This window comes from Williamsia muralis (assembly GCF_002735905.1).
Lineage (GTDB): Bacteria > Actinomycetota > Actinomycetes > Mycobacteriales > Mycobacteriaceae > Williamsia > Williamsia muralis_A.
Genome location: NZ_PEBD01000005.1, coordinates 365,611 through 383,868 on the forward strand (window position 1 = coordinate 365,611; position 18,258 = coordinate 383,868).

Annotated in this window: 18 protein-coding genes; 7 read left to right on the forward strand and 11 right to left on the reverse strand. The window is 65.7% G+C overall.

Annotation, left to right across the window (positions count from 1 at the left end):
• Positions 1-98: 98 nt before the first annotated feature.
• Both CSW57_RS08475 and CSW57_RS08480 read left to right on the forward strand, forming a co-directional pair.
• The gene (locus CSW57_RS08475; protein ID WP_099382355.1) at positions 99-746 is read left to right on the forward strand and encodes an RNA polymerase sigma factor; all 648 of its coding nucleotides are present in this window, start codon (positions 99-101) and stop codon (positions 744-746) included.
• Positions 724-1,185 carry a hypothetical protein gene (locus CSW57_RS08480; RefSeq protein WP_099382356.1) on the forward strand — a complete coding sequence of 154 codons (462 nt, stop codon included), beginning with the start codon at positions 724-726 and terminating at the stop codon, positions 1,183-1,185. Before CSW57_RS08475 ends, CSW57_RS08480 begins: the two co-directional genes overlap by 23 nt.
• 2 nt (positions 1,186-1,187) lie before the next feature.
• On the opposite strand, the gene CSW57_RS08485 is transcribed toward CSW57_RS08480, so the two are convergent.
• The 10 genes from CSW57_RS08485 to CSW57_RS08530 are packed head-to-tail and all read right to left on the reverse strand — an operon-like array spanning position 1,188 to position 12,024.
• Positions 1,188-3,740 (reverse strand): polynucleotide kinase-phosphatase, encoded by a 2,553-nt coding sequence (locus CSW57_RS08485; protein WP_099382357.1) that lies wholly within the window; start codon positions 3,738-3,740, stop codon positions 1,188-1,190.
• On the reverse strand, positions 3,737-5,098 hold the full coding sequence (locus tag CSW57_RS08490) for a 3' terminal RNA ribose 2'-O-methyltransferase Hen1 (RefSeq protein ID WP_099382358.1): 1,362 nt from the start codon (positions 5,096-5,098) through the stop codon (positions 3,737-3,739). The genes CSW57_RS08485 and CSW57_RS08490 overlap by 4 nt, the downstream gene beginning before the upstream one ends.
• Before the next feature lie 60 nt (positions 5,099-5,158).
• Positions 5,159-5,557 (reverse strand): J-domain-containing protein, encoded by a 399-nt coding sequence (locus CSW57_RS08495; protein ID WP_099382359.1) that lies wholly within the window; start codon positions 5,555-5,557, stop codon positions 5,159-5,161.
• A gap of 13 nt (positions 5,558-5,570) precedes the next feature.
• Entirely contained in the window at positions 5,571-5,942 is a 372-nt protein-coding gene (locus CSW57_RS08500) for a metal-sulfur cluster assembly factor (protein WP_023959366.1), read from the reverse strand.
• Positions 5,939-6,427 carry a Fe-S cluster assembly sulfur transfer protein SufU gene (gene sufU / locus CSW57_RS08505; protein WP_099382360.1) on the reverse strand — a complete coding sequence of 163 codons (489 nt, stop codon included), beginning with the start codon at positions 6,425-6,427 and terminating at the stop codon, positions 5,939-5,941. Before sufU ends, CSW57_RS08500 begins: the two co-directional genes overlap by 4 nt.
• Positions 6,427-7,728: a SufS family cysteine desulfurase gene (locus tag CSW57_RS08510; RefSeq protein WP_370623926.1), complete on the reverse strand. Its 1,302-nt coding sequence runs from the start codon at positions 7,726-7,728 to the stop codon at positions 6,427-6,429. Before CSW57_RS08510 ends, sufU begins: the two co-directional genes overlap by 1 nt.
• A 25-nt stretch (positions 7,729-7,753) precedes the next feature.
• Positions 7,754-8,524: a Fe-S cluster assembly ATPase SufC gene (sufC, locus tag CSW57_RS08515; RefSeq protein ID WP_099382362.1), complete on the reverse strand. Its 771-nt coding sequence runs from the start codon at positions 8,522-8,524 to the stop codon at positions 7,754-7,756.
• A 52-nt stretch (positions 8,525-8,576) separates the two neighbouring features.
• A complete protein-coding gene (gene sufD / locus CSW57_RS08520) occupies positions 8,577-9,767 on the reverse strand; it encodes a Fe-S cluster assembly protein SufD (protein ID WP_099382363.1) in 1,191 nt (396 codons plus the stop codon).
• Complete coding sequence (sufB, locus tag CSW57_RS08525; protein ID WP_099382364.1) at positions 9,764-11,221, reverse strand: Fe-S cluster assembly protein SufB; 1,458 nt, start codon at positions 11,219-11,221, stop codon at positions 9,764-9,766. The genes sufD and sufB overlap by 4 nt, the downstream gene beginning before the upstream one ends.
• Positions 11,218-12,024: a helix-turn-helix transcriptional regulator gene (locus CSW57_RS08530; RefSeq protein ID WP_370623927.1), complete on the reverse strand. Its 807-nt coding sequence runs from the start codon at positions 12,022-12,024 to the stop codon at positions 11,218-11,220. Before CSW57_RS08530 ends, sufB begins: the two co-directional genes overlap by 4 nt.
• A 225-nt stretch (positions 12,025-12,249) precedes the next feature.
• On the opposite strand from CSW57_RS08530, the gene mptB reads away from it, so the two are divergent.
• From mptB to CSW57_RS08550, 4 genes are all read left to right on the forward strand, one after another.
• The gene (gene mptB / locus CSW57_RS08535; protein WP_099382487.1) at positions 12,250-14,031 is read left to right on the forward strand and encodes a polyprenol phosphomannose-dependent alpha 1,6 mannosyltransferase MptB; all 1,782 of its coding nucleotides are present in this window, start codon (positions 12,250-12,252) and stop codon (positions 14,029-14,031) included.
• Between the two features lie 70 nt (positions 14,032-14,101).
• The gene (locus tag CSW57_RS08540) at positions 14,102-15,067 is read left to right on the forward strand and encodes an ABC transporter ATP-binding protein (protein ID WP_062798047.1); all 966 of its coding nucleotides are present in this window, start codon (positions 14,102-14,104) and stop codon (positions 15,065-15,067) included.
• Positions 15,064-15,843 (forward strand): ABC transporter permease, encoded by a 780-nt coding sequence (locus CSW57_RS08545; protein WP_023959384.1) that lies wholly within the window; start codon positions 15,064-15,066, stop codon positions 15,841-15,843. The genes CSW57_RS08540 and CSW57_RS08545 overlap by 4 nt, the downstream gene beginning before the upstream one ends.
• 50 nt (positions 15,844-15,893) lie before the next feature.
• Complete coding sequence (locus tag CSW57_RS08550) at positions 15,894-16,877, forward strand: COX15/CtaA family protein (RefSeq protein ID WP_099382365.1); 984 nt, start codon at positions 15,894-15,896, stop codon at positions 16,875-16,877.
• Positions 16,878-16,905: 28 nt separating this feature from the next.
• Here CSW57_RS08550 and CSW57_RS08555 read toward each other — a convergent pair whose 3' ends face one another.
• A complete protein-coding gene (locus tag CSW57_RS08555) occupies positions 16,906-17,199 on the reverse strand; it encodes a hypothetical protein (RefSeq protein ID WP_099382366.1) in 294 nt (97 codons plus the stop codon).
• A 73-nt stretch (positions 17,200-17,272) separates the two neighbouring features.
• Between CSW57_RS08555 and CSW57_RS08560 the strand changes: the two genes are divergently transcribed.
• Positions 17,273-18,247, forward strand: a complete 975-nt coding sequence (locus tag CSW57_RS08560; RefSeq protein WP_099382367.1) for a quinone oxidoreductase family protein — start codon at positions 17,273-17,275, stop codon at positions 18,245-18,247.
• Positions 18,248-18,258: the final 11 nt, after the last annotated feature.

Below are 18,258 nucleotides of genomic sequence, written 5' to 3' on the forward strand. Positions count from 1 at the left end.
TCGGTGTCCGGATGGCAGACCGGGCGATCTGCTCTCCCACCCCTTTGACGGGTCGAGAACCGCATGTTGCACGCACGACTTTCTGGCACGCTGAACAAATGGATGCGCCCGCCGAAGAATCATTGATTCGCGCGGCTGCCCTGGGCGATCGCCAGGCGTTCGACAAGCTGATGCGTTGTCATCTGACGCCCGTCCTTCGATACACGACCCGACTGACCGGGTCTCCGACAACAGCGGAGGACATCACCCAGGAGACGTTCCTCGCCGCGTGGCGCGGATTGGACCGGTTCGGTTTCCGGTCGAGCTTTCGCACATGGCTGTTCACCATCGCCTCGCGCAAGACGGTCGATCTCCAGCGACGGCACAGCGCGATCGTGATTTCCGACAACACCTTCGATGCGATGGAAGTGCGGACCCCCGGCCCAGCTGCTCGCACGGTTGAACACTCGTTTCTCGTCGCACTCCAGACCGAGCTCGGCAGGCTCGGTTACCAGGCGCGCGCATGCTGGTGGCTACGGGAGGTCGAAGGCCTGTCACACGATGAAATCGCCACGGCGCTCGCCATCTCGCGCGGCTCGGTGCGTGGACATCTGCAGCGTGCACGCTCACAGTTGGCTGTACGCCTCGCCGCGTGGGGACCCGACGGCTCCGATGTTCACGAGGCCCGATCACCCGGACGCATTCGGCATCAGATCCCGCGACCGACGACGGAAGGAAGGCGAGATGACAGTCCAGCGCCCCGATGAAGCGGATACCTGGATCAGCGATGCCGCCGCCCACCTCGAGCACGGCGACGAGGGAGTGGTCCTGGAACGGCTCGGACCCAGGCTTCGGTCGGCCACGCGGTTGGGTGTCCCGATCGCCACCGACGATCCCGGCATCGAGATCAACGAGCGCGCGATCCGCCGGCTGCTTGCCCGCGCGATCGACCGATCATGTCGGCGCGACGTCGCCGCGATCCACATCACCACCGACCACGGATCCGTTCGCAGGATTCGCGTGGAGATGGTCGCCCGGTACGGCGATCAGATCGGCGCGATGAGCGAGCGGGTCCGTGAGGCCGTCCGCGGCCGGCTCGGGTCACTTCGGATCACGGTGGCCGACTGCGTCGACGTCACATGGGTGGACGTCCAACCGGTTGACCCTGCGAGCCCGGCAGATCAGCCGCGCTCCATCCCCCGGTGAGGTCAGAGTCGGGGATCCACCGGCTCACTCTCCAGCGCCAGGATTGCGAAGACACACTCGTGGATGCGCCAGAGTGGCTCCGAGCGCGCCTGGCGGGCGAGGGCCTCACGCCCCAGTTGGTACTCGCGCATCGACATGGACCGCTTGTGCCGCAGGTCGCGTGACCGGAGGGTCGGCAGATCATCGAGGTAGCTGGGACCGTAGACCATCCGCAGGTACTCGCGACCGCGAACCTTCACACCAGGATCGATCAGCTTGCCGCCGACACGGGTGAGGTTCCCGGCCGGTTTGACGACCATCCCTTCGGATCCGGCCGCGGTCAGCTCCTCCCACCACCGAGCTCCTTCCAGACACGAGGTCTCCGAGCCGGTGTCGACCACGATGTGCCGCGTGGGCCGGAAGAGAACAGGGTCGGCCGCAGCGAGCCGCGCGGCCACCTCGAGGTGCCAACCGTGCGACGACCCGCCGTATTCGCTTGCGGCACTTGCCAGTACCTCGAACGGCGCGAGCGCCACGGTGTCCGGCCGCGCGTCGACATCGACATAGCGGAGATACGCATCGGTGTACGCCTCCACATCCGCACGCCGTTTCGCGTTCGCGTCGATCATGGTCTGAACATCCAGACCCCGGTCTGCGGCCCTCGCCAGTTCTGCGCCGAGTGCATGCAGCTCGGGGCCCGCCGCTGCCGAGACAGAGGCGAACTGGTCGCGGATCAGGCCTTCCCCCTTGACGTTCCATGGCAGTAACTCGGCATCGAGGATCAGCCAGTCGGAGTCGAGCTGATCGAACAACTCAGCGCACGCTCGACGAATCCGTACGATCAGTTGCTCGGTGACCGATGGATCGAAGAAGCTGCGGCCTGTCCGGGTGTAGATCGCGCCACTGCCCTGTGTGACGCCGAACGCCTGCGCCGCTGCTGAGTCGTCTTTCGCGACCACGATGATCGCCCGGGAACCCATGTGCTTTTCCTCGCAGACAACCTGGGAGACACCGCGTTGTCCGTACGACTCGAACGCTGCACGGGGGTCCTCCAGCAGATCGGCCCGCCCGGGGGAAACCGGGGCCATCGTCGGCGGCAGGTACCGGATCCAGCGTGGATCAACCGCGTACCGCGACATCACCTCCAATGCGGTGGCGGCGTTGTCCTCCCGGACGGTGATCGGTGGCCCGAATCCGGTGTCGATGATCCGCTTACCCACCACGTCCGACAGGTTCAACGCGGTTCGCGCGCGGACGTCCGCGCGTGTGGTCCCGAAACCCATCGGTCGGCCGGGGTCGAAGTAGGTCTGCTCGGCAGGGACGGCCGACACGACCATCTCCGGGTAGTGCAGCGCCGTCAATCGACCCCCGAACACGCACCCGGTGTCCAGACACATCGTGTTGTTGATCCATGCCGCGTCCGGGACCGGGGTGTGGCCGTAGACCACCCGTGCCGACCCTCGGTAGTCCGCTGCCCAATCGAGCCGGACCGGGAAACCCCAACGATCGGTCTCCCCGGTCGTCTCGCCGTACATCGCCTTGTCGCGGACACGGCCCGATGCCCGCCCGTGGTATTTCTCTGCCAGCCCGGCGTGGGCGACGACGAGCCGGCCGTCGTCGAACACGTAGTGCGACACAAGGGAATCGAGGAAGTCTACGACCTCCCGGGTGAACTCGGGTGGCTGCGCGTCGAGTTGCGTCATGGACTCCGCAAGACCGTGGGTCAGCGCAATCGGCCGCGCGTCTCGGGCGCGACCGCTGCGCTGACGAAGGACGCGGAGCAACTTGTCCTCGTGATTTCCGCGCACGCAGAACGCACTGCCCTGGCGAACCATCGACATGACCAGTCGCAGGACAGCCGGAGTGTCCGGGCCACGGTCCACCAGATCCCCGACGAAGATAGCTGTCCGTCCGGGCTCGGGCGGTACGGCGCCGACAACGGTGCCGTCCGTGTCGGTCTGCAGACGCCACCCGATCTTGCCGAGCAGCGTGGTCAACTCGGTGAAGCAGCCGTGGACGTCACCGATGATGTCGAACGGGCCGTGCCGATCGTTGAGGTTGCTGAACAAGGGGGTACGCACGATGGTCGCGGCATCGATGTCCGCAACACCATCGAGCTGATGGACGTGTCGAAACCCTTCTTTGCGCAGGCCCTTCCGATTGCGCTGCAGGTGCGCGTACTGGCGTTCGACAACACCGACCGTGATGTCTGTTCGATCGCGGGCACGCCCCCGCAGCTCGTCCGGAGGGACGTCCAGGACAATGGCGACAGGTAAGACGTCATGGGCCCTCGCGAGCGCGACAAGCCGTTTGCGGTCCTCGACGCGGACGCTGGTCGCATCGATCACGGTGAGGCGCCCGGCCGCCAATCGTTTGCCCGCAACCAACTCGAGAACCTCGAACGCGTCGCCGGTCGCCTCCTGCGACGTGGGGTCATCGGCAACCAGGCCTCGGAACCGATCGGACGACAACACCTCTGTCTCACGAAAGTTGTTGGCTGCGAACGTCGACTTGCCGGCGCCGGTGACACCGATGAGCACCACGAGCGACAGTTCGGGGATCTCCAGTGCCGTCATCGCTGGGCCTCCAATGCCTCTGCGTCGATCCGCCGAAAGACTGCCAGCTGACTCGATGAGCCCACATCCATGTCCATCTCTCCGATCGCGCTCACCGTCACCGAATACCGGTATTCGTCGGCCACGCGTTCACACCAGCGCTCGAACTCGGCGCGGCTGAACTCGAATCGGTGATCAGGATGGCGGAACTCGTTGCTGCCCAGCCCATAGAGCGCGTTGTAGTCGTGGTTGGGAGTCGTGACGATCACCGATGACGGAGCCATGGTCTCGAACACGGACGACTCGAGTGTGTCCAGGCGATCGGGCTCGACGTGCTCGATCACCTCCATCAGCACGACGGCATCAAATCCTCGGCACCGGTTGTCCGAGTACATCAGCGACGATTGCCACAGTTCTACCGATGCGAACCTGGACAACGAGTCATTGGCCCGGCCAAGCGCGGCAACCGACACATCCACGCCTGCCAGTCGGCCCAAGCCCGGCTCGGTGACGAGCTCCCGCAAGAGGCTGCCTTCACCGCATCCCGCGTCGAGAACCGACCGCGCGCCGACCATACGAAGCGCATCGACCACTGCGGTACGGCGCAAATCCTGCATCGATGTGCGGCGTTTCGGCAATGGGTCGTGCGACGCGGTGTCGGGTATCAGCCGTGCCAGCGCGTCGTTGGTGAGCGAATGCAATCCCTTCAGGTACCGCCTTGTGATCTGTTCGCGCGCAGGATGGTTCGACAGCCAGCGGGAGCCCAGACGCAACAGCTTGTCGACCTCGTCCTCGCCGATGAAGTAGTGCTTGTCCGCCGCGAGCGCGGGGATCAGCACGTAAATGTGCGACAGTGCGTCGCGCAGCGTGAACTCACCACTCATCTGCAACTGCACAAACCGGGACGGGCCCCACTCGTTCGGCTGCAGCACGGTGGCAGTGGAAAGCACCGCCCAGCCCAGCGGTTCGAAGAAGTCGTGGGTGAGGTCGGCGCCACCGGTGGTGGGCACCGAGCTAACCGTCACCTGCAGCTGCCACACCGTGTCGACCAGGTCAGGGCGGTGTGCACAGCGGCCACCGAGCGCATCCGACATCACCTTGGCCATCGCGACCATCAGACGCGACGATCCCGCGTACGGCAGCGTATTCACGTAGCGGTCAGCAGCCCCCAGCGTGGACCGCGACGGGTCTTCGCCCCCGACATGGAGAACCGCGCGGCATCGCGAGGTGTCCGCGACCGGGTAGAAAACGGTTGCGGTTCCACTGGAGGTGGCGAATTGCTGGACCCGGTCGGGGTGCTTGTGCAGCAGGAACCCGAGATCGGTCGCAGGAATGCCGTGATCAGACGATGATCCGGTCGTTTCGATGGTCAGCAACACTCTGAGAACAGTATCGGTGACCACAACCGATTTACGACGATCCGAACTCGGCGATCGACGTCATCTGCGTCGGCGGAGTTCGCGCCATCGCTCCACCATCGCCTCGACATCCACGGTGCGGGCGATCACATAGGACGCCGGCCCGAGAGTCGGCGCGAGCCGATCTCGCCGGACCCGGCGGTTGAAATCTTCGAGGACACGACGCACCGCGGACTCCTCACGGAGAGACACGAGAGACTCCGGAAACGCTTGGGCCTCCCGGCGTAATTGAAGCGTCGGAGGCAACAGCGCCGAGCTGTCGAGATTCTCTTCCTTGATCTTGCGCTTCGCCCACCATTCGGGGTCGTCGGCATCGCTCAGATCAAGCGGCCGGCCGGCACCGCGCAAGTTGTCGAACTCACCGCGTTCTTGTGCTTCCCGGATCAGCCGATCGATCCGGGTCTCGAACGTTTCTGCCACTGCCCCAGAAGGGTCAGACGGTGAAGCCGAGCGCCCGTAGCTGCTCGCGGCCGTCGTCGGTGATCTTATCCGGGCCCCACGGCGGCAGCCACACCCAGTTCAGTTCGATGTCGGTGCACAGCCCGGATGTCACCAGGACCGACCGGGTCTGATCCTCGATCACGTCGGTCAAAGGGCAGGCCGCCGAGGTCAGTGTCATGTCGATCTTGGCGACCGCATCATTGGTGACGTCGAGTCCGTAGACCAGGCCGAGGTCTACGACATTGATGCCGAGTTCCGGATCGACCACGTCGCGCATGGCCTCCTCGATGTCCTCGATCTTCGGCAGGGACGTCTGAACTTCCTCAGGCGCCTTGATCTCGGTCGGCGGGGCTTGATCGCTCATGCTGACTCCCTAGCGGAATTGTTGTTGTCGGCCGGTGCTTCTCTGTTGACCACCGTCTGTGCCAACGCGTCCTTGAATGCCATCCATCCCAGGAGCGCGCACTTGACGCGCGCCGGGTACTTGCTCACTCCGGCGAAGGCCACTCCGTCGCCGATGACCTCTTCGTCACCGTCGACAGTGCCCCGCGACGTCATCATCTGGTTGAACGCATCGACGGTCGCCAAGGCTTCTTGTACGTTCTGGCCGACCAGCTGCTCGAAGAGTACCGACGTGGACGCCTGAGAGATCGAACATCCCTGGCCGTCGTACGAGACATCGGTGATCTTGTCTCCATCGTCGGAGAGCTGTACGCGCAAGGTGACCTCGTCCCCGCACGTCGGGTTGACGTGGTGAACCTCGGCACCGAACGGGTCACGCAGACCTCGCCCCTGGGGGTGTTTGTAGTGATCGAGGATCACTTCCTGATACATCTGCTCCATCCGCATCAGGCACCGACCCCGAAGAACTCCTTGGCACGGACGATTGCCTTGGCGAGCGCCTCGACCTCGTCGAGGGTGTTGTACGCGGCGAACGAAGCGCGCGCTGTCGCGGCGACCCCGAAACGCTTGTGCAGCGGCCACGCGCAATGGTGGCCAACTCGGATCGCGACACCCTCGTCATCGAGGATCTGCCCGAGATCGTGCGCGTGGATGCCGTCGACCACAAAGGACACCGCACCTCCGCGCCGGTCAGCGGTGGCCGGCCCGATGATGCGTACTCCGTCGATCTCCGCCAGCGCCTTCAAGGCTGCTTCGGTCAGCGAATGTTCGTGTGCCGCAACGGCTGCCATACCCAGTCCCTGCAGATAGCGCACGGCGGCGCCCAAACCGATGACCTGAGAGGTCATCGGGACGCCGGCCTCGAACCGTTGGGGCGCCGGCGCGTACGTGGAAACCTCCATGGTGACGGTCTCGATCATGGAGCCACCGGTGATGAAGGGCGGTAGCTCGCCGAGCAACGCACGCTTGCCGAACAGCACACCGACACCCGAGGGACCGAACATCTTGTGACCGGAGAAGGCGGCGAAATCCACGTCGAGCTCGGTGAAGTCCACCACCATGTGCGGAACCGACTGGCAGGCATCAAGAACCACGAGGGCACCGACAGCGCGAGCCCGACGAACCAGTTCCGGGACATCGGCGATGGCACCGGTGACGTTCGACTGATGGGTGAACGAGACGACCTTGACCGAATCGTCGAGCACCAGTGAGTCGAGGTCGATCCGGCCGTCGTCGGTGACGCCGTACCAGCGCAGCGTCGCCCCAGTCCGACGGCAGAGTTCTTGCCACGGAACGAGATTCGCGTGGTGCTCGAGTTCGGTGATCACCACGGTGTCGCCGGGTCCGAGTGGTTTGCCCCCCAAGACGCCCGCACTCCGCTCGTCACCCAGGGTGTACGTCACCAGATTCAGCGACTCGGTGGCGTTCTTGGTGAAGACCAACTCGTCGAACTGCGCGCCGACGAACTCGGCGATGATCGCGCGTGCGTTCTCGTACGCGTCGGTCGCCTCTTCGGCCAGCTGATGCGCACCGCGGTGAACCGCAGCGTTACGGGTCACCAAGAACTCGCGCTCGGCGTCGAGGACCTGTACCGGTCGCTGGCTGGTGGCCCCCGAGTCGAGGTAGACGAGCGGTTTGTCGTCCCGCACGGTCCGTCCCAAGATCGGGAAGTCGGCACGAACCGCGGTCACGTCCAGCGCGGTGACCTCATGCGATGTCGGGGCTACAGCCTGATCGATGCTCGTCACGTCTGGCCTCCTGGAAGTTCGAACCTCAGGCGTTCGCAGCCTGGGTGAATCGGATGTATCCGTTTTCTTCGAGCTCGTCGGCGAGCTCGGGTCCACCGGATTCGACGATCCGGCCACCGACGAACACATGCACGTGGTCGGGCTGGATGTAGCGCAGGATCCGGGTGTAGTGGGTGATGAGCAGCACGCCACCGTTCTCGTTCGCCTTGAAGCGGTTCACGCCCTCGGAGACCACGCGCAACGCATCGACGTCGAGGCCGGAGTCCGTCTCGTCGAGGATGGCGATCTTCGGCTTGAGCAGCCCGAGCTGCAGGATCTCGTGGCGCTTCTTCTCGCCACCGGAGAAGCCTTCGTTCACGCTGCGCTCGCTGAACGACGGATCGATCTCGAGTTCGGTCATGGCCTCTTTGGTCTCTTTGACCCAGTGACGCAACTTCGGTGCCTCGCCGCGGACGGCGGTGGCAGCGGTCCGGAGGAAGTTCGACATCGACACACCGGGAACCTCGACCGGGTACTGCATCGCGAGGAAAAGACCGGCCCGGGCGCGCTCATCGACGGTCATCTCGAGCACGTCTTCACCGTCGAGAGTGATCGAGCCCTGGGTGACCTCGTACTTGGGATGGCCGGCGATCGCGTACGAGAGCGTCGACTTGCCCGACCCGTTGGGGCCCATGATGGCGTGCGTCTTGCCCGACTCCACCGTCAGGTTCACACCCTTGAGAATGGAGATCGGTTCGGCGTCGGTGTCGGTCTGCTTCACGTTGACGTGCAGATCGCGGATTTCCAAAGTGGCCACGGTTATCAAATTCCTTGCTGGTATGGGCTGAAGTGTTGGGGCTGGGTGCGGCTCAGGCGCCTGCGACCTCGAGTTCGGCTTCCACAGCCGCCTCGAGACGCTCGCGTAGTTCCGGCACACCGATCTTGGCGATGACCTCACCGAAGAACCCACGGACCACCAGTCGGCGGGCCTGGTCCTCGGGAATTCCACGAGCCTGGAGGTAGAAGAGCTGCTCGTCGTCGAATCGGCCGGTGGCACTTGCGTGTCCGGCTCCGACGATCTCGCCGGTCTCGATCTCCAGGTTGGGAACGGAGTCGGCGCGGGCGCCGTCGGTGAGGATCAGATTGCGATTGAGTTCGAAGGTGTCGGTGCCCTCGGCCTCGGCTCGGATCAGCACGTCGCCGACCCACACGGTATGGGCCTCGCGGCTGCGGTCCCCTGCCACACCCTGCAACGCGCCCTTGTAGACGACATTCGACCGGCAGTGCGGCTGCGAGTGGTCCACCAGCAGGTGCTGTTCGAGATGCTGCCCGGCGTCGGCGAAGTACAGGCCCCACAGTTCCGCATCGCCGCCGGGACCGTCGTAGTGGACCACCGGGCTCAACCGGATGAAGTCTCCGCCGAGGCTGACCGCGAAATGCCGGAGCACCGCGTCACGTCCGAGCCGGGAATGGTGGGCTGCGACGTGGACCATGTCGTCGGCCCAGTCGTGGATGTTCACCACGGTCAGGTGCGCGCTGTCGCCGATCACGAACTCGATGTTCTCGGCGTACGTGCCGCTGCCCCGCTGGTCGATGACCACCACTGCCTTGGCGAACGCACCGAGCCGGACCTGGACATGACCGAACGCGGTCTCGCTCTCGCCCGGGCCGTCGATGGTGACCGTGATCGGTGAGGCGATCTCGGTCTCCTTGTCCACGGTCACGACCGTGGCTTCGGTGAACGACGAATACGCCTGTGCAGCAATGCGATCGAAGGGAACGCCACCCTGTCCCAGCCGGGCGTCGTCGCGCCCTACGGTCTCGACGCGAGATCCCTCCACCAGACCGTCCACGTCGACCGTGGCCTGTCCGGTCGGCCGCGCCGAGCCGTCGTGCAGTCCGCGAAGGCGCCGGAAAGGCGTGAAGCGCCAGGCCTCGTCCTTCGACCGCGGGATCTCGAATGCGTTGACGTCGAACGAGGTGAACTGCTCACCCTTGTTGACCGCCGGGCCCTGATTCTCGCCGGAGACAGCGCCGACCACACCAGTGGGAGAACTCATCCGACCGAACCCTCCATCTGCAGCTCGATCAGGCGGTTCAGTTCGAGGGCGTACTCCATGGGCAGTTCCTTGGCGATGGGCTCGACGAACCCACGGACCACCATGGCCATGGCCTCGTCCTCGGTGAGGCCGCGGCTCATCAGGTAGAACAGCTGATCGTCGCTGACCTTGGAGACGGTCGCCTCGTGACCCATCGTGACGTCGTCCTCGCGGATGTCGACATACGGGTAGGTGTCGCTGCGCGAGATCTGGTCGACCAGCAACGCGTCGCATTTCACGGTCGACCGGCTGCCGTGCGCGCCCTTGTTGATCTGGACCAGCCCGCGGTAGGAAGCCCGGCCACCACCGCGGGCAACCGACTTGCTGACGATGTTCGACGACGTGTTCGGCGCGAGGTGCACCATCTTGGAACCGGTGTCCTGATGCTGGCCCGGTCCGGCGAATGCCACGGACAGAACCTCGCCCTTGGCGTGCTCGCCGGTCATCCATACGGCCGGGTACTTCATGGTGACCTTCGAGCCGATGTTCCCGTCGACCCACTCCATGGTGGCGCCCGCCTCGGCCTTGGCGCGCTTGGTGACCAGGTTGTAGACGTTGTTCGACCAGTTCTGAATGGTGGTGTACCGGCAGCGACCACCCTTCTTCACGATGATCTCGACCACGGCCGAGTGCAGCGAGTCGGTCTTGTAGATCGGCGCGGTGCAACCCTCGACGTAGTGCACGTATGCACCTTCGTCGACGATGATCAGGGTGCGCTCGAACTGACCCATGTTCTCGGTGTTGATCCGGAAGTAGGCCTGCAGCGGGATGTCGACGTGCACACCCGGGGGGACGTAGATGAAGGAGCCACCGGACCAGACGGCGGTGTTCAGCGCGGAGAACTTGTTGTCGCCGGCGGGGATGACCGTTCCGAAGTACTCCTGGAACAGTTCCGGCTGCTCACGCAGGGCCGTGTCGGTGTCGAGGAACAGCACACCCTGGGCCTCGAGATCCTCACGGATCGAGTGGTAGACGACCTCGGACTCGTACTGCGCTGCCACACCCGACACGAGGCGCTGCTTCTCGGCCTCGGGGATGCCGAGCTTGTCGTAGGTGTTCTTGATGTCCGCGGGCAGGTCGTCCCAGGTCGCTGCCTGCTTCTCGCTGGAGCGGACGAAGTACTTGATGTTCTCGAAGTCGATGCCATCGAGGTCCGAGCCCCAGTTCGGCATGGGCTTGCGCTCGAAGATCGACAACGCCTTCAGACGCGCGGCGAGCATCCATTCGGGCTCGCTCTTCTTCGCCGAGATGTCGGCGACCACGGCTTCGGAGATGCCGCGCTTGGCGCTGGCGCCCGCGACGTCGGAATCCGCCCAGCCGTACCCGTACGCGCCGAACGAATCGATCGTCTCTTCCTGCGTCAGCACTGCCGCAGCGGCAGTTGCCTGTGTGGGTGTCGGGTCTGTGACCGTCATGAGTGACTCCTTCCGGAGGCTGCCGGTGCCGACGCGGGCTGGGCGTCGACCTGATTTGCCACCTGCGGATTCGCAAGCGGCACATGAGTGGTGCATGCGCAGTCGCCGTTGGCGATGGTCGCCAGACGCTGCACGTGTATACCGAGGACTTTGGTGAAGACCGCTGTTTCGGCCTCGCAGAACTCAGGGAATTCCGCTGCGACGTGTGCGACCGGGCAGTGGTGCTGACAGATCTGCACACCATTACCAACGCGCCGGGTGGTCGCAGAAAATCCCGCTTCGGTCAATGCTTCGGCGATTTCTTGCGCGGTGCCCTCCCGATCGGCGGCAGAATCTCCTGCCACCGGCACATCGGCCACGATCTGCTCGGCCCGCTCGAGGGCGAAGTCCTCCACCGCTGCGTCGCCACCGATCCGCCGCAGACGCCGCATCACCGCGCCTGCGAGGTCGTCGTATGCGTGCTTGAGACGGCCACGACCTGCGGCGGTGAGCTGGAAGTGCTTGGCGGGGCGACCCCGGCCCCGTTGGGCGTAGCGGGGGGCTGCGGTCGCGACGACGTCGCCCGAGGCGATCATGGCGTCGAGATGGCGGCGTACCGCGGTGGGAGTGATCCCGAGAGCTTCTGAGATGTGACCTGCGGTCACCGGGCCCTGCTCGAGGATGAGGGTGACCACCGCGGACCGGGTCTGTCCGTCGTGGGTGACCGGCACCGGGCTGTGCACGTCGTCCGAGATGTGGATTGCCGGCGCAGCGTCGATCGATGCCACGTCCGAGGCATGCGAGATGTCGTGAGCCGTTTTCACAACACAAGTGTTACCGAATTACGGGGCGATTTCCACCAAGGGTGCCCTTGCCTGGTCGGGCCGACCCTTCCAGGGCCACTTTCGGCGACCATCCAGGCGGCGATGATCACCGAACATGCAGGCCCGGGCCGCTGCCCACGAGCGACCACTACAGTCTCTGCTGTGCCGGAAACCACAGTCACCGAATTCGAGCCGAAGGCAACCGCGCCGGCCCGCTCGACCCCTGTGCGTACGGGTTTCCGCCGATCTCTCGATTACCTGGGGCTTCGGAACGGGGACGGCCCGCCTGACCGCGACGCCACCGGCGACTACGGGCTCACCGTCGCGCGACTGCACGGCGACGAGGGCGAGGTGGGTCCACTCAACCGCGAGGAGTCCAAGCGACTGCTGCGGATTCGTCTGTTCGGCGCAACCGGCGCGGTGCTGGTTCTGGTCGGCTCACTGGGGACCGGTGCACTGCCGGTGCTGCAGAACCCACTTGCAGGTGCTCGCGTGCTGTCGCTGCCGTCGCGAATGTGGCCCACAGCGCTGACCTTCTCTCTCGCGGGCACGGTGATCCTCGTCCTCGCATGGCTTCTCCTCGGCCGATTCGCCGTCGGCCGAGTGGGTGGCGACGTCATGAAAGGGCATGCCCCGCCGCGACGGATGACCCGCAGGCAAGCCGACCGCACATTGCTGGTCTGGCTGATGCCCTTCGTCGTGGCCCCGCCGATGCTCAGCAAAGACGTCTACTCCTACCTCGCGCAGAGCGAGATCGCCGCCCGCGGACTCGATCCCTACGTCGTCAGTCCCGCCGCCGGACTGGGCATCGACCACGTCTTCACCAGATCCGTCCCCAACCTGTGGCGCGAGACGCCTGCGCCCTACGGGCCGCTGTTCCTGTGGCTCGGCGACAACATCACCCACGTCACCGGCGAGTACATCCCCGCGGCGCTGGTGGCGCATCGGGCGCTTGCCTTGTTCGGCGTGGGCCTGATCGTGTGGGCCCTGCCGCGGCTGGCGAAGCGGTGCGGGGTGTCGCCGGTGGCCGCGTTGTGGCTCGGAGCGATGAATCCCCTGCTCATCCTGCATCTGGTGGGTGGCATCCACAACGAAGCCCTGATGCTCGGGCTGATGCTCGCGGGGATGGAACTGTGCTTCCGAGGACTCGACTCACCCGACCGGCTCCGAAGACCCGGTTCGGTGTGGCCCAGCCCGGCGGGGCTGCTGCTGATCGCGGGCGCCGTCGTGATCGCCGCCTCCTGCATGATCAAGATCGCCTCCATCCTGGCCTTCGGATTTGTCGGCATCGCGCTGGCCCGCCGGTGGGGGGCGACCCTTCCGGCATTGCGGCACGCGCCTCCCCGCGAGTACTGGCAGCGGTCCAGACGCAGTCTCGGAGCGTTGTCGGCGTCCGCCGCGTTCCTCGGCACCATCCTGGTCGCGGTGATGGTGGCGATCTGTGTCGGCACCGGTCTCGGGTTCGGATGGACCAAAACCCTTTCCACCGGCGACGTGGTGCGCTCGTGGATGTCCATGCCCACGTTCTTGTCGGTGACGACCGGACGGATCGGGGTCTTGCTCGGCCTGGGCGACCACACCCAGGCAATGCTCGACGTCGCGCGCCCGGCCGCGCAGGCGGTTGCTGCAGTCCTCGTCGTGCGCTGGCTCCTGGCGGCCCTGGCCGGCCGATTGCACCCGGTCGGCGCACTGGGGTTGGCGATGGGGACCGTCGTGCTGTTCTTCCCCTTCGTGCAGCCGTGGTACCTGCTGTGGGCCATCATCCCGCTCGCCGCATGGGCGACGGGACGGTGGTTCCGGATCATCTCGGTGTCGATTTCGGCGATCATCTCCGTTGTGGTGCTGCCCACCGGGGCGGGCACCCGCGGCTTCCAGCTGGCCGAGGCGATTGTCGCCGCGGTCCTGTTGGTGGCGGTTCTCACAGCCCTGTTCTTCGAGGAGATGCCCTGGCAGCGCCGACGGCGCGCCAAGGTCGCACGGGCGACACCTGCCGCGGTCGACGACTGATCGCCGACGCCGACGGATTCGTCTCACCCGTGTACCGAGCCGGGCCAACGGGCGCTTACTCTTGGTGGTTGTGAGCAGCCCGTCGTCCGCCCCCGGTATCGCCGGCGTCGGAGTCGATGGACCCGCGCTGTCGGTCAAGGGACTCGTCAAACGCTTCGGTGACACCACTGCCGTGGGCGGCCTCGACCTCGAACTGCAGCGCGGCGAGATCCTGGCAATTCTCGGTCCGAACGGAGCGGGCAAGACCACCACCGTCGAGATCTGCGAGGGTTTTCAGGCCCCTGACGAGGGCGAGGTGAGTCTCCTCGGTCTGGACCCGCTCGCCGACAACGACCAGGTGCGAAGTCGGATCGGTGTGATGCTCCAGGGTGGCGGAGCGTACCCAGGCGCCCGGGCCGGAGAGATGCTGCGCCTGTGCGCGTCGTACTCGGCCGACCCCATCGACACGGACTGGCTCCTGGAGAACCTCGGACTCGTGGACGCCCAGCGCACCTCATACCGGCGGCTGTCCGGTGGGCAGCAACAACGACTCGCCCTGGCCTGCGCGTTGGTGGGTCGACCCGAAGTGGTGTTCCTCGATGAACCGACTGCCGGCATGGACGCCCACGCCCGGATCATGGTGTGGGAACTGATCGATCGCCTGCGCGCCGACGGGGTCTCGGTGCTGATCACGACCCACCTGATGGATGAAGCCGAGGAACTGGCCGACCAGGTGCTCATCATCGACCACGGTGTCGAGGTGGCCAAAGGCACGCCCGCCGAACTGACCAGCCGCGGCGCCGAGAACGAGCTGCGATTCCAAGCACCACGGGGACTGGACCTTACTTTGCTCAGAACTGTTCTGCCCGAAGAGTATTCGTGCACCGAGGTGACCCCCGGCGGTTACCTGGTGACCGGCCAGGTGACGCCGCAGGTGCTGGTCACCGTGACGTCGTGGTGCGCCAAGATCAATGTCCTCGCGACCGACCTGCGGGTCGAGACCAGGAGTCTGGAAGATGTGTTCCTCGAGCTGACCGGCCGGGGCATGCGCGGATGAGCACGCCGAACCGTTTCGCCGCCGGCACATTCAGCCCACGTCCGAGACCCGCCCCCATCCGTCAGATGATCGTGGCGCAGTCCCGGATCGAGCTGATGTTGCTGCTGCGCAACGGCGAGCAGCAACTCCTGACGATGTTCATCCCGATCACGTTGCTGATCGGGCTGTGTCTCCTGCCGATCGGAGACTTCGACGAATCTCGTACGGACACCTTCGTACCCGCCATCATGACCGTGGCCGTGATGTCCACCGCGTTCACGGGTCAGGCGATCGCCGTCGGATTCGACCGTCGGTACGGCGCACTGAAACGGCTGGGCGCCACACCCCTCCCGCGATGGGGTGTCATCGTCGGCAAGTCCGTCGCAGTCGCCATCGTGGTCAGCGGACAGGCCGTGGTGCTTGGTCTGATCGGTGCAGCACTGGGCTGGCGACCGTCGATCGGCGGGCTGTTGCTCGGCATCATCGCGATCGCGATCGGCACGCTGGCGTTCTCGGCGATGGGACTGCTCCTCGGAGGCACGCTCAAAGCCGAGGTGGTGCTGGCTCTGGCCAATCTGCTGTGGTTCGCATTCATCGGCATCGGATCCATCGTGGTGATCGGCGACCGCGTTCCCGACCTCGTCGAGTGGTTTGCCCGATGCACTCCATCCGGAGCCCTCAGCGAGGCGCTGCACCAGGCCACCGCGGGCTCTGTCGACGTGTTCGGACTCGCCGTCCTGGCGATCTGGGGCGCCGCGGCAGGCATCGCCGCCGTCCGGTATTTCCGCTTCACCTGAATGCTCACCTGGACCCAGGTCACATTCGTCCTGCCCCTACCATCGAAGGCGTGTACCGCCTGTTTGTCCGGCTAGTCGACCGGCTCCCCCTCCCCTCGCTCCGCGTCCAGACCCTGCTGGCGTTGGCGGTGGTGCTCACCCAGGCGGGAATCGCGGTCACCGGATCGGTGGTTCGCGTGACGTCCTCAGGGTTGGGATGCCCGACGTGGCCCCAGTGCTTCCCGGGAAGCTTCACACCCACCGCGCACCCTGAAGTCGCAGCGATCCATCAGGCCGTCGAGTTCGGCAACAGGCTCCTGACGTTCGCGGTGGTGCTCACCGCCGCGTTGATCGTCATCGCGGTCACCAGGGCACAACGCAGGTACGAGGTTCGCGTGTACGCCTGGCTGATGCCGGCGTCCACCGTGGTTCAGGCCGTTGTCGGGGGCATCACCGTGCTCACCGGACTGCTGTGGTGGACGGTCGCCATCCACCTTCTGCTGTCGATGGCCATGGTGTGGCTGTCCGTACTCCTGCTCGAGAAGGTCCGCGAGCCAGATGACGTGCAAGCCGTTCCGGTGGTGCCGGCTGCCCTCCGGTGGCTCACCGTCCTGTCAGCTGTGGTGATGACCGGAGTTCTGATCGCCGGAACCATGGTGACCGGAGCCGGCCCGCACGCCGGTGACAAGAGCATCGACAAGCCGGTTCCCCGTCTGAAGATCGAGGTGACCACACTGGTGCACCTCCACGCCGATCTCTTGATCGCCTACCTGTCACTGCTGCTGGCGATCGGTTTCGCGCTGTTCGCGGTCGGCGCTCCGAGCAGTCTCAAACGCCGGCTCTATGTGGTGGTGGCTGTGGTCGCAGCGCAGGCGGTCATCGGGATCACCCAATACCTCACCGACATCCCCGCGGCGCTGGTGGTCATGCACGTCGCCGGAGCAGGAGCCTGCGTTGCCGCGACAGCGGCCCTCTGGGTGGGAATGCGACCGCGATCAACCGGGAATCCACTGACGGCGTCGCCGGCCGAGCCACGAACGGCCGCAGCGGTCTGAGGCCCCCTCCGGAAGGGGACGGCTGCGTCTAGGTGTTCGCCACCCAGCCGGCCATCTTGCGGTAGTGCCCGGGACGGACATCGACCGCCGACGTGAGGTCGCGATCCCACTCGCCGATCTCGACCCCGTCGACCTGTTCCACGATCTGCTTTGCGGTCTCCATGTCCCGGACCACCTGATCGCCCAGGATTCCGCCGGCCCCGCCCACCAGCGTGATGCGGACGCCTGAAGCGCCGATCCCCTGGAGGACAGCGGTGGCCGAACCACCCTCGCGGGCCACGAACTTCGAAATGGCCGAGATGACACCCTTGTGGTCGCTCATGTGTCACAGCATATTGCGCACCGCGGCGGGGCCGATAACCGGACACTCTGATGGGCTCGGTACAACTGGAGTCATGCATGCGATCCAGGTCAGTCAGCACGGTGGGCCCGAAGTGATGGATGTGGTCGAGACCGCAGACCCTGAACCCGGCCCTGGTGAGGTCCTGGTGCGTGTTGCCGCGATCGGCGTGAACTTCATCGACACCTACCAGCGGTCCGGTATGTATCCGATGACGCTGCCGTTCATCCCGGGCAGTGAAGGCGCCGGTGAGGTCGTGGCGGTCGCGCCCGATGTCGAGTCGATATCGGTCGGCCAGCGGGTCGCGTGGTGCGACGCACCCTCGAGCTACGCCGAGCTCGTCGTCGTGCCGGCAGCGCGCGCCGTGACCGTACCCGACACCATCGCCGACGAGGTCGCGGCGTCCGCCCTGCTGCAGGGAATCACCGCGCATTACCTGCTCGATGGTGCGGCCCACCCGCGCACGGGCGACACCGTCCTCGTCCATGCCGGCGCCGGCGGCGTAGGCCTGGTGCTCACCCAGATGGCCAAGGCCAGGGGACTGCGAGTCATCACCACCGTGTCGAACGACGCGAAGGAGGACCTGTCTCGACGGGCCGGGGCCGATGAGGTACTGCGATACGGGGACCACGTGGCCGAACAGGTCCGCGCCCTCACCGGTGGCGCAGGTGTTTCCGTCGCCTACGACGGCGTGGGTGCAGACACGTTCGAGCAGAGTCTTGCCGCAACCGCGGTCCGGGGAGTTGTCGTTCTCTTCGGGGCGGCCAGCGGACCGGTCCCACCCTTCGACCTGCAACGACTCAACGCAGCCGGGTCGTTGTCGGTCACCCGGCCGACCCTCAAACACTTCACCTCCGACCCCGAAGAGTTTGCGTGGCGCGCCGGTGAGGTGATGGACGGGATCGCCAACGGCAGCGTCGCCGTTCGGATTGCGCATTCGTATCCGCTCGCCGACGCGAGGCAGGCGCACATCGATCTGGCCGCCCGCGCGACCACGGGGTCGGTGGTCCTGACGCCCCAGGCGAGCTGAGGCGTCAGGCA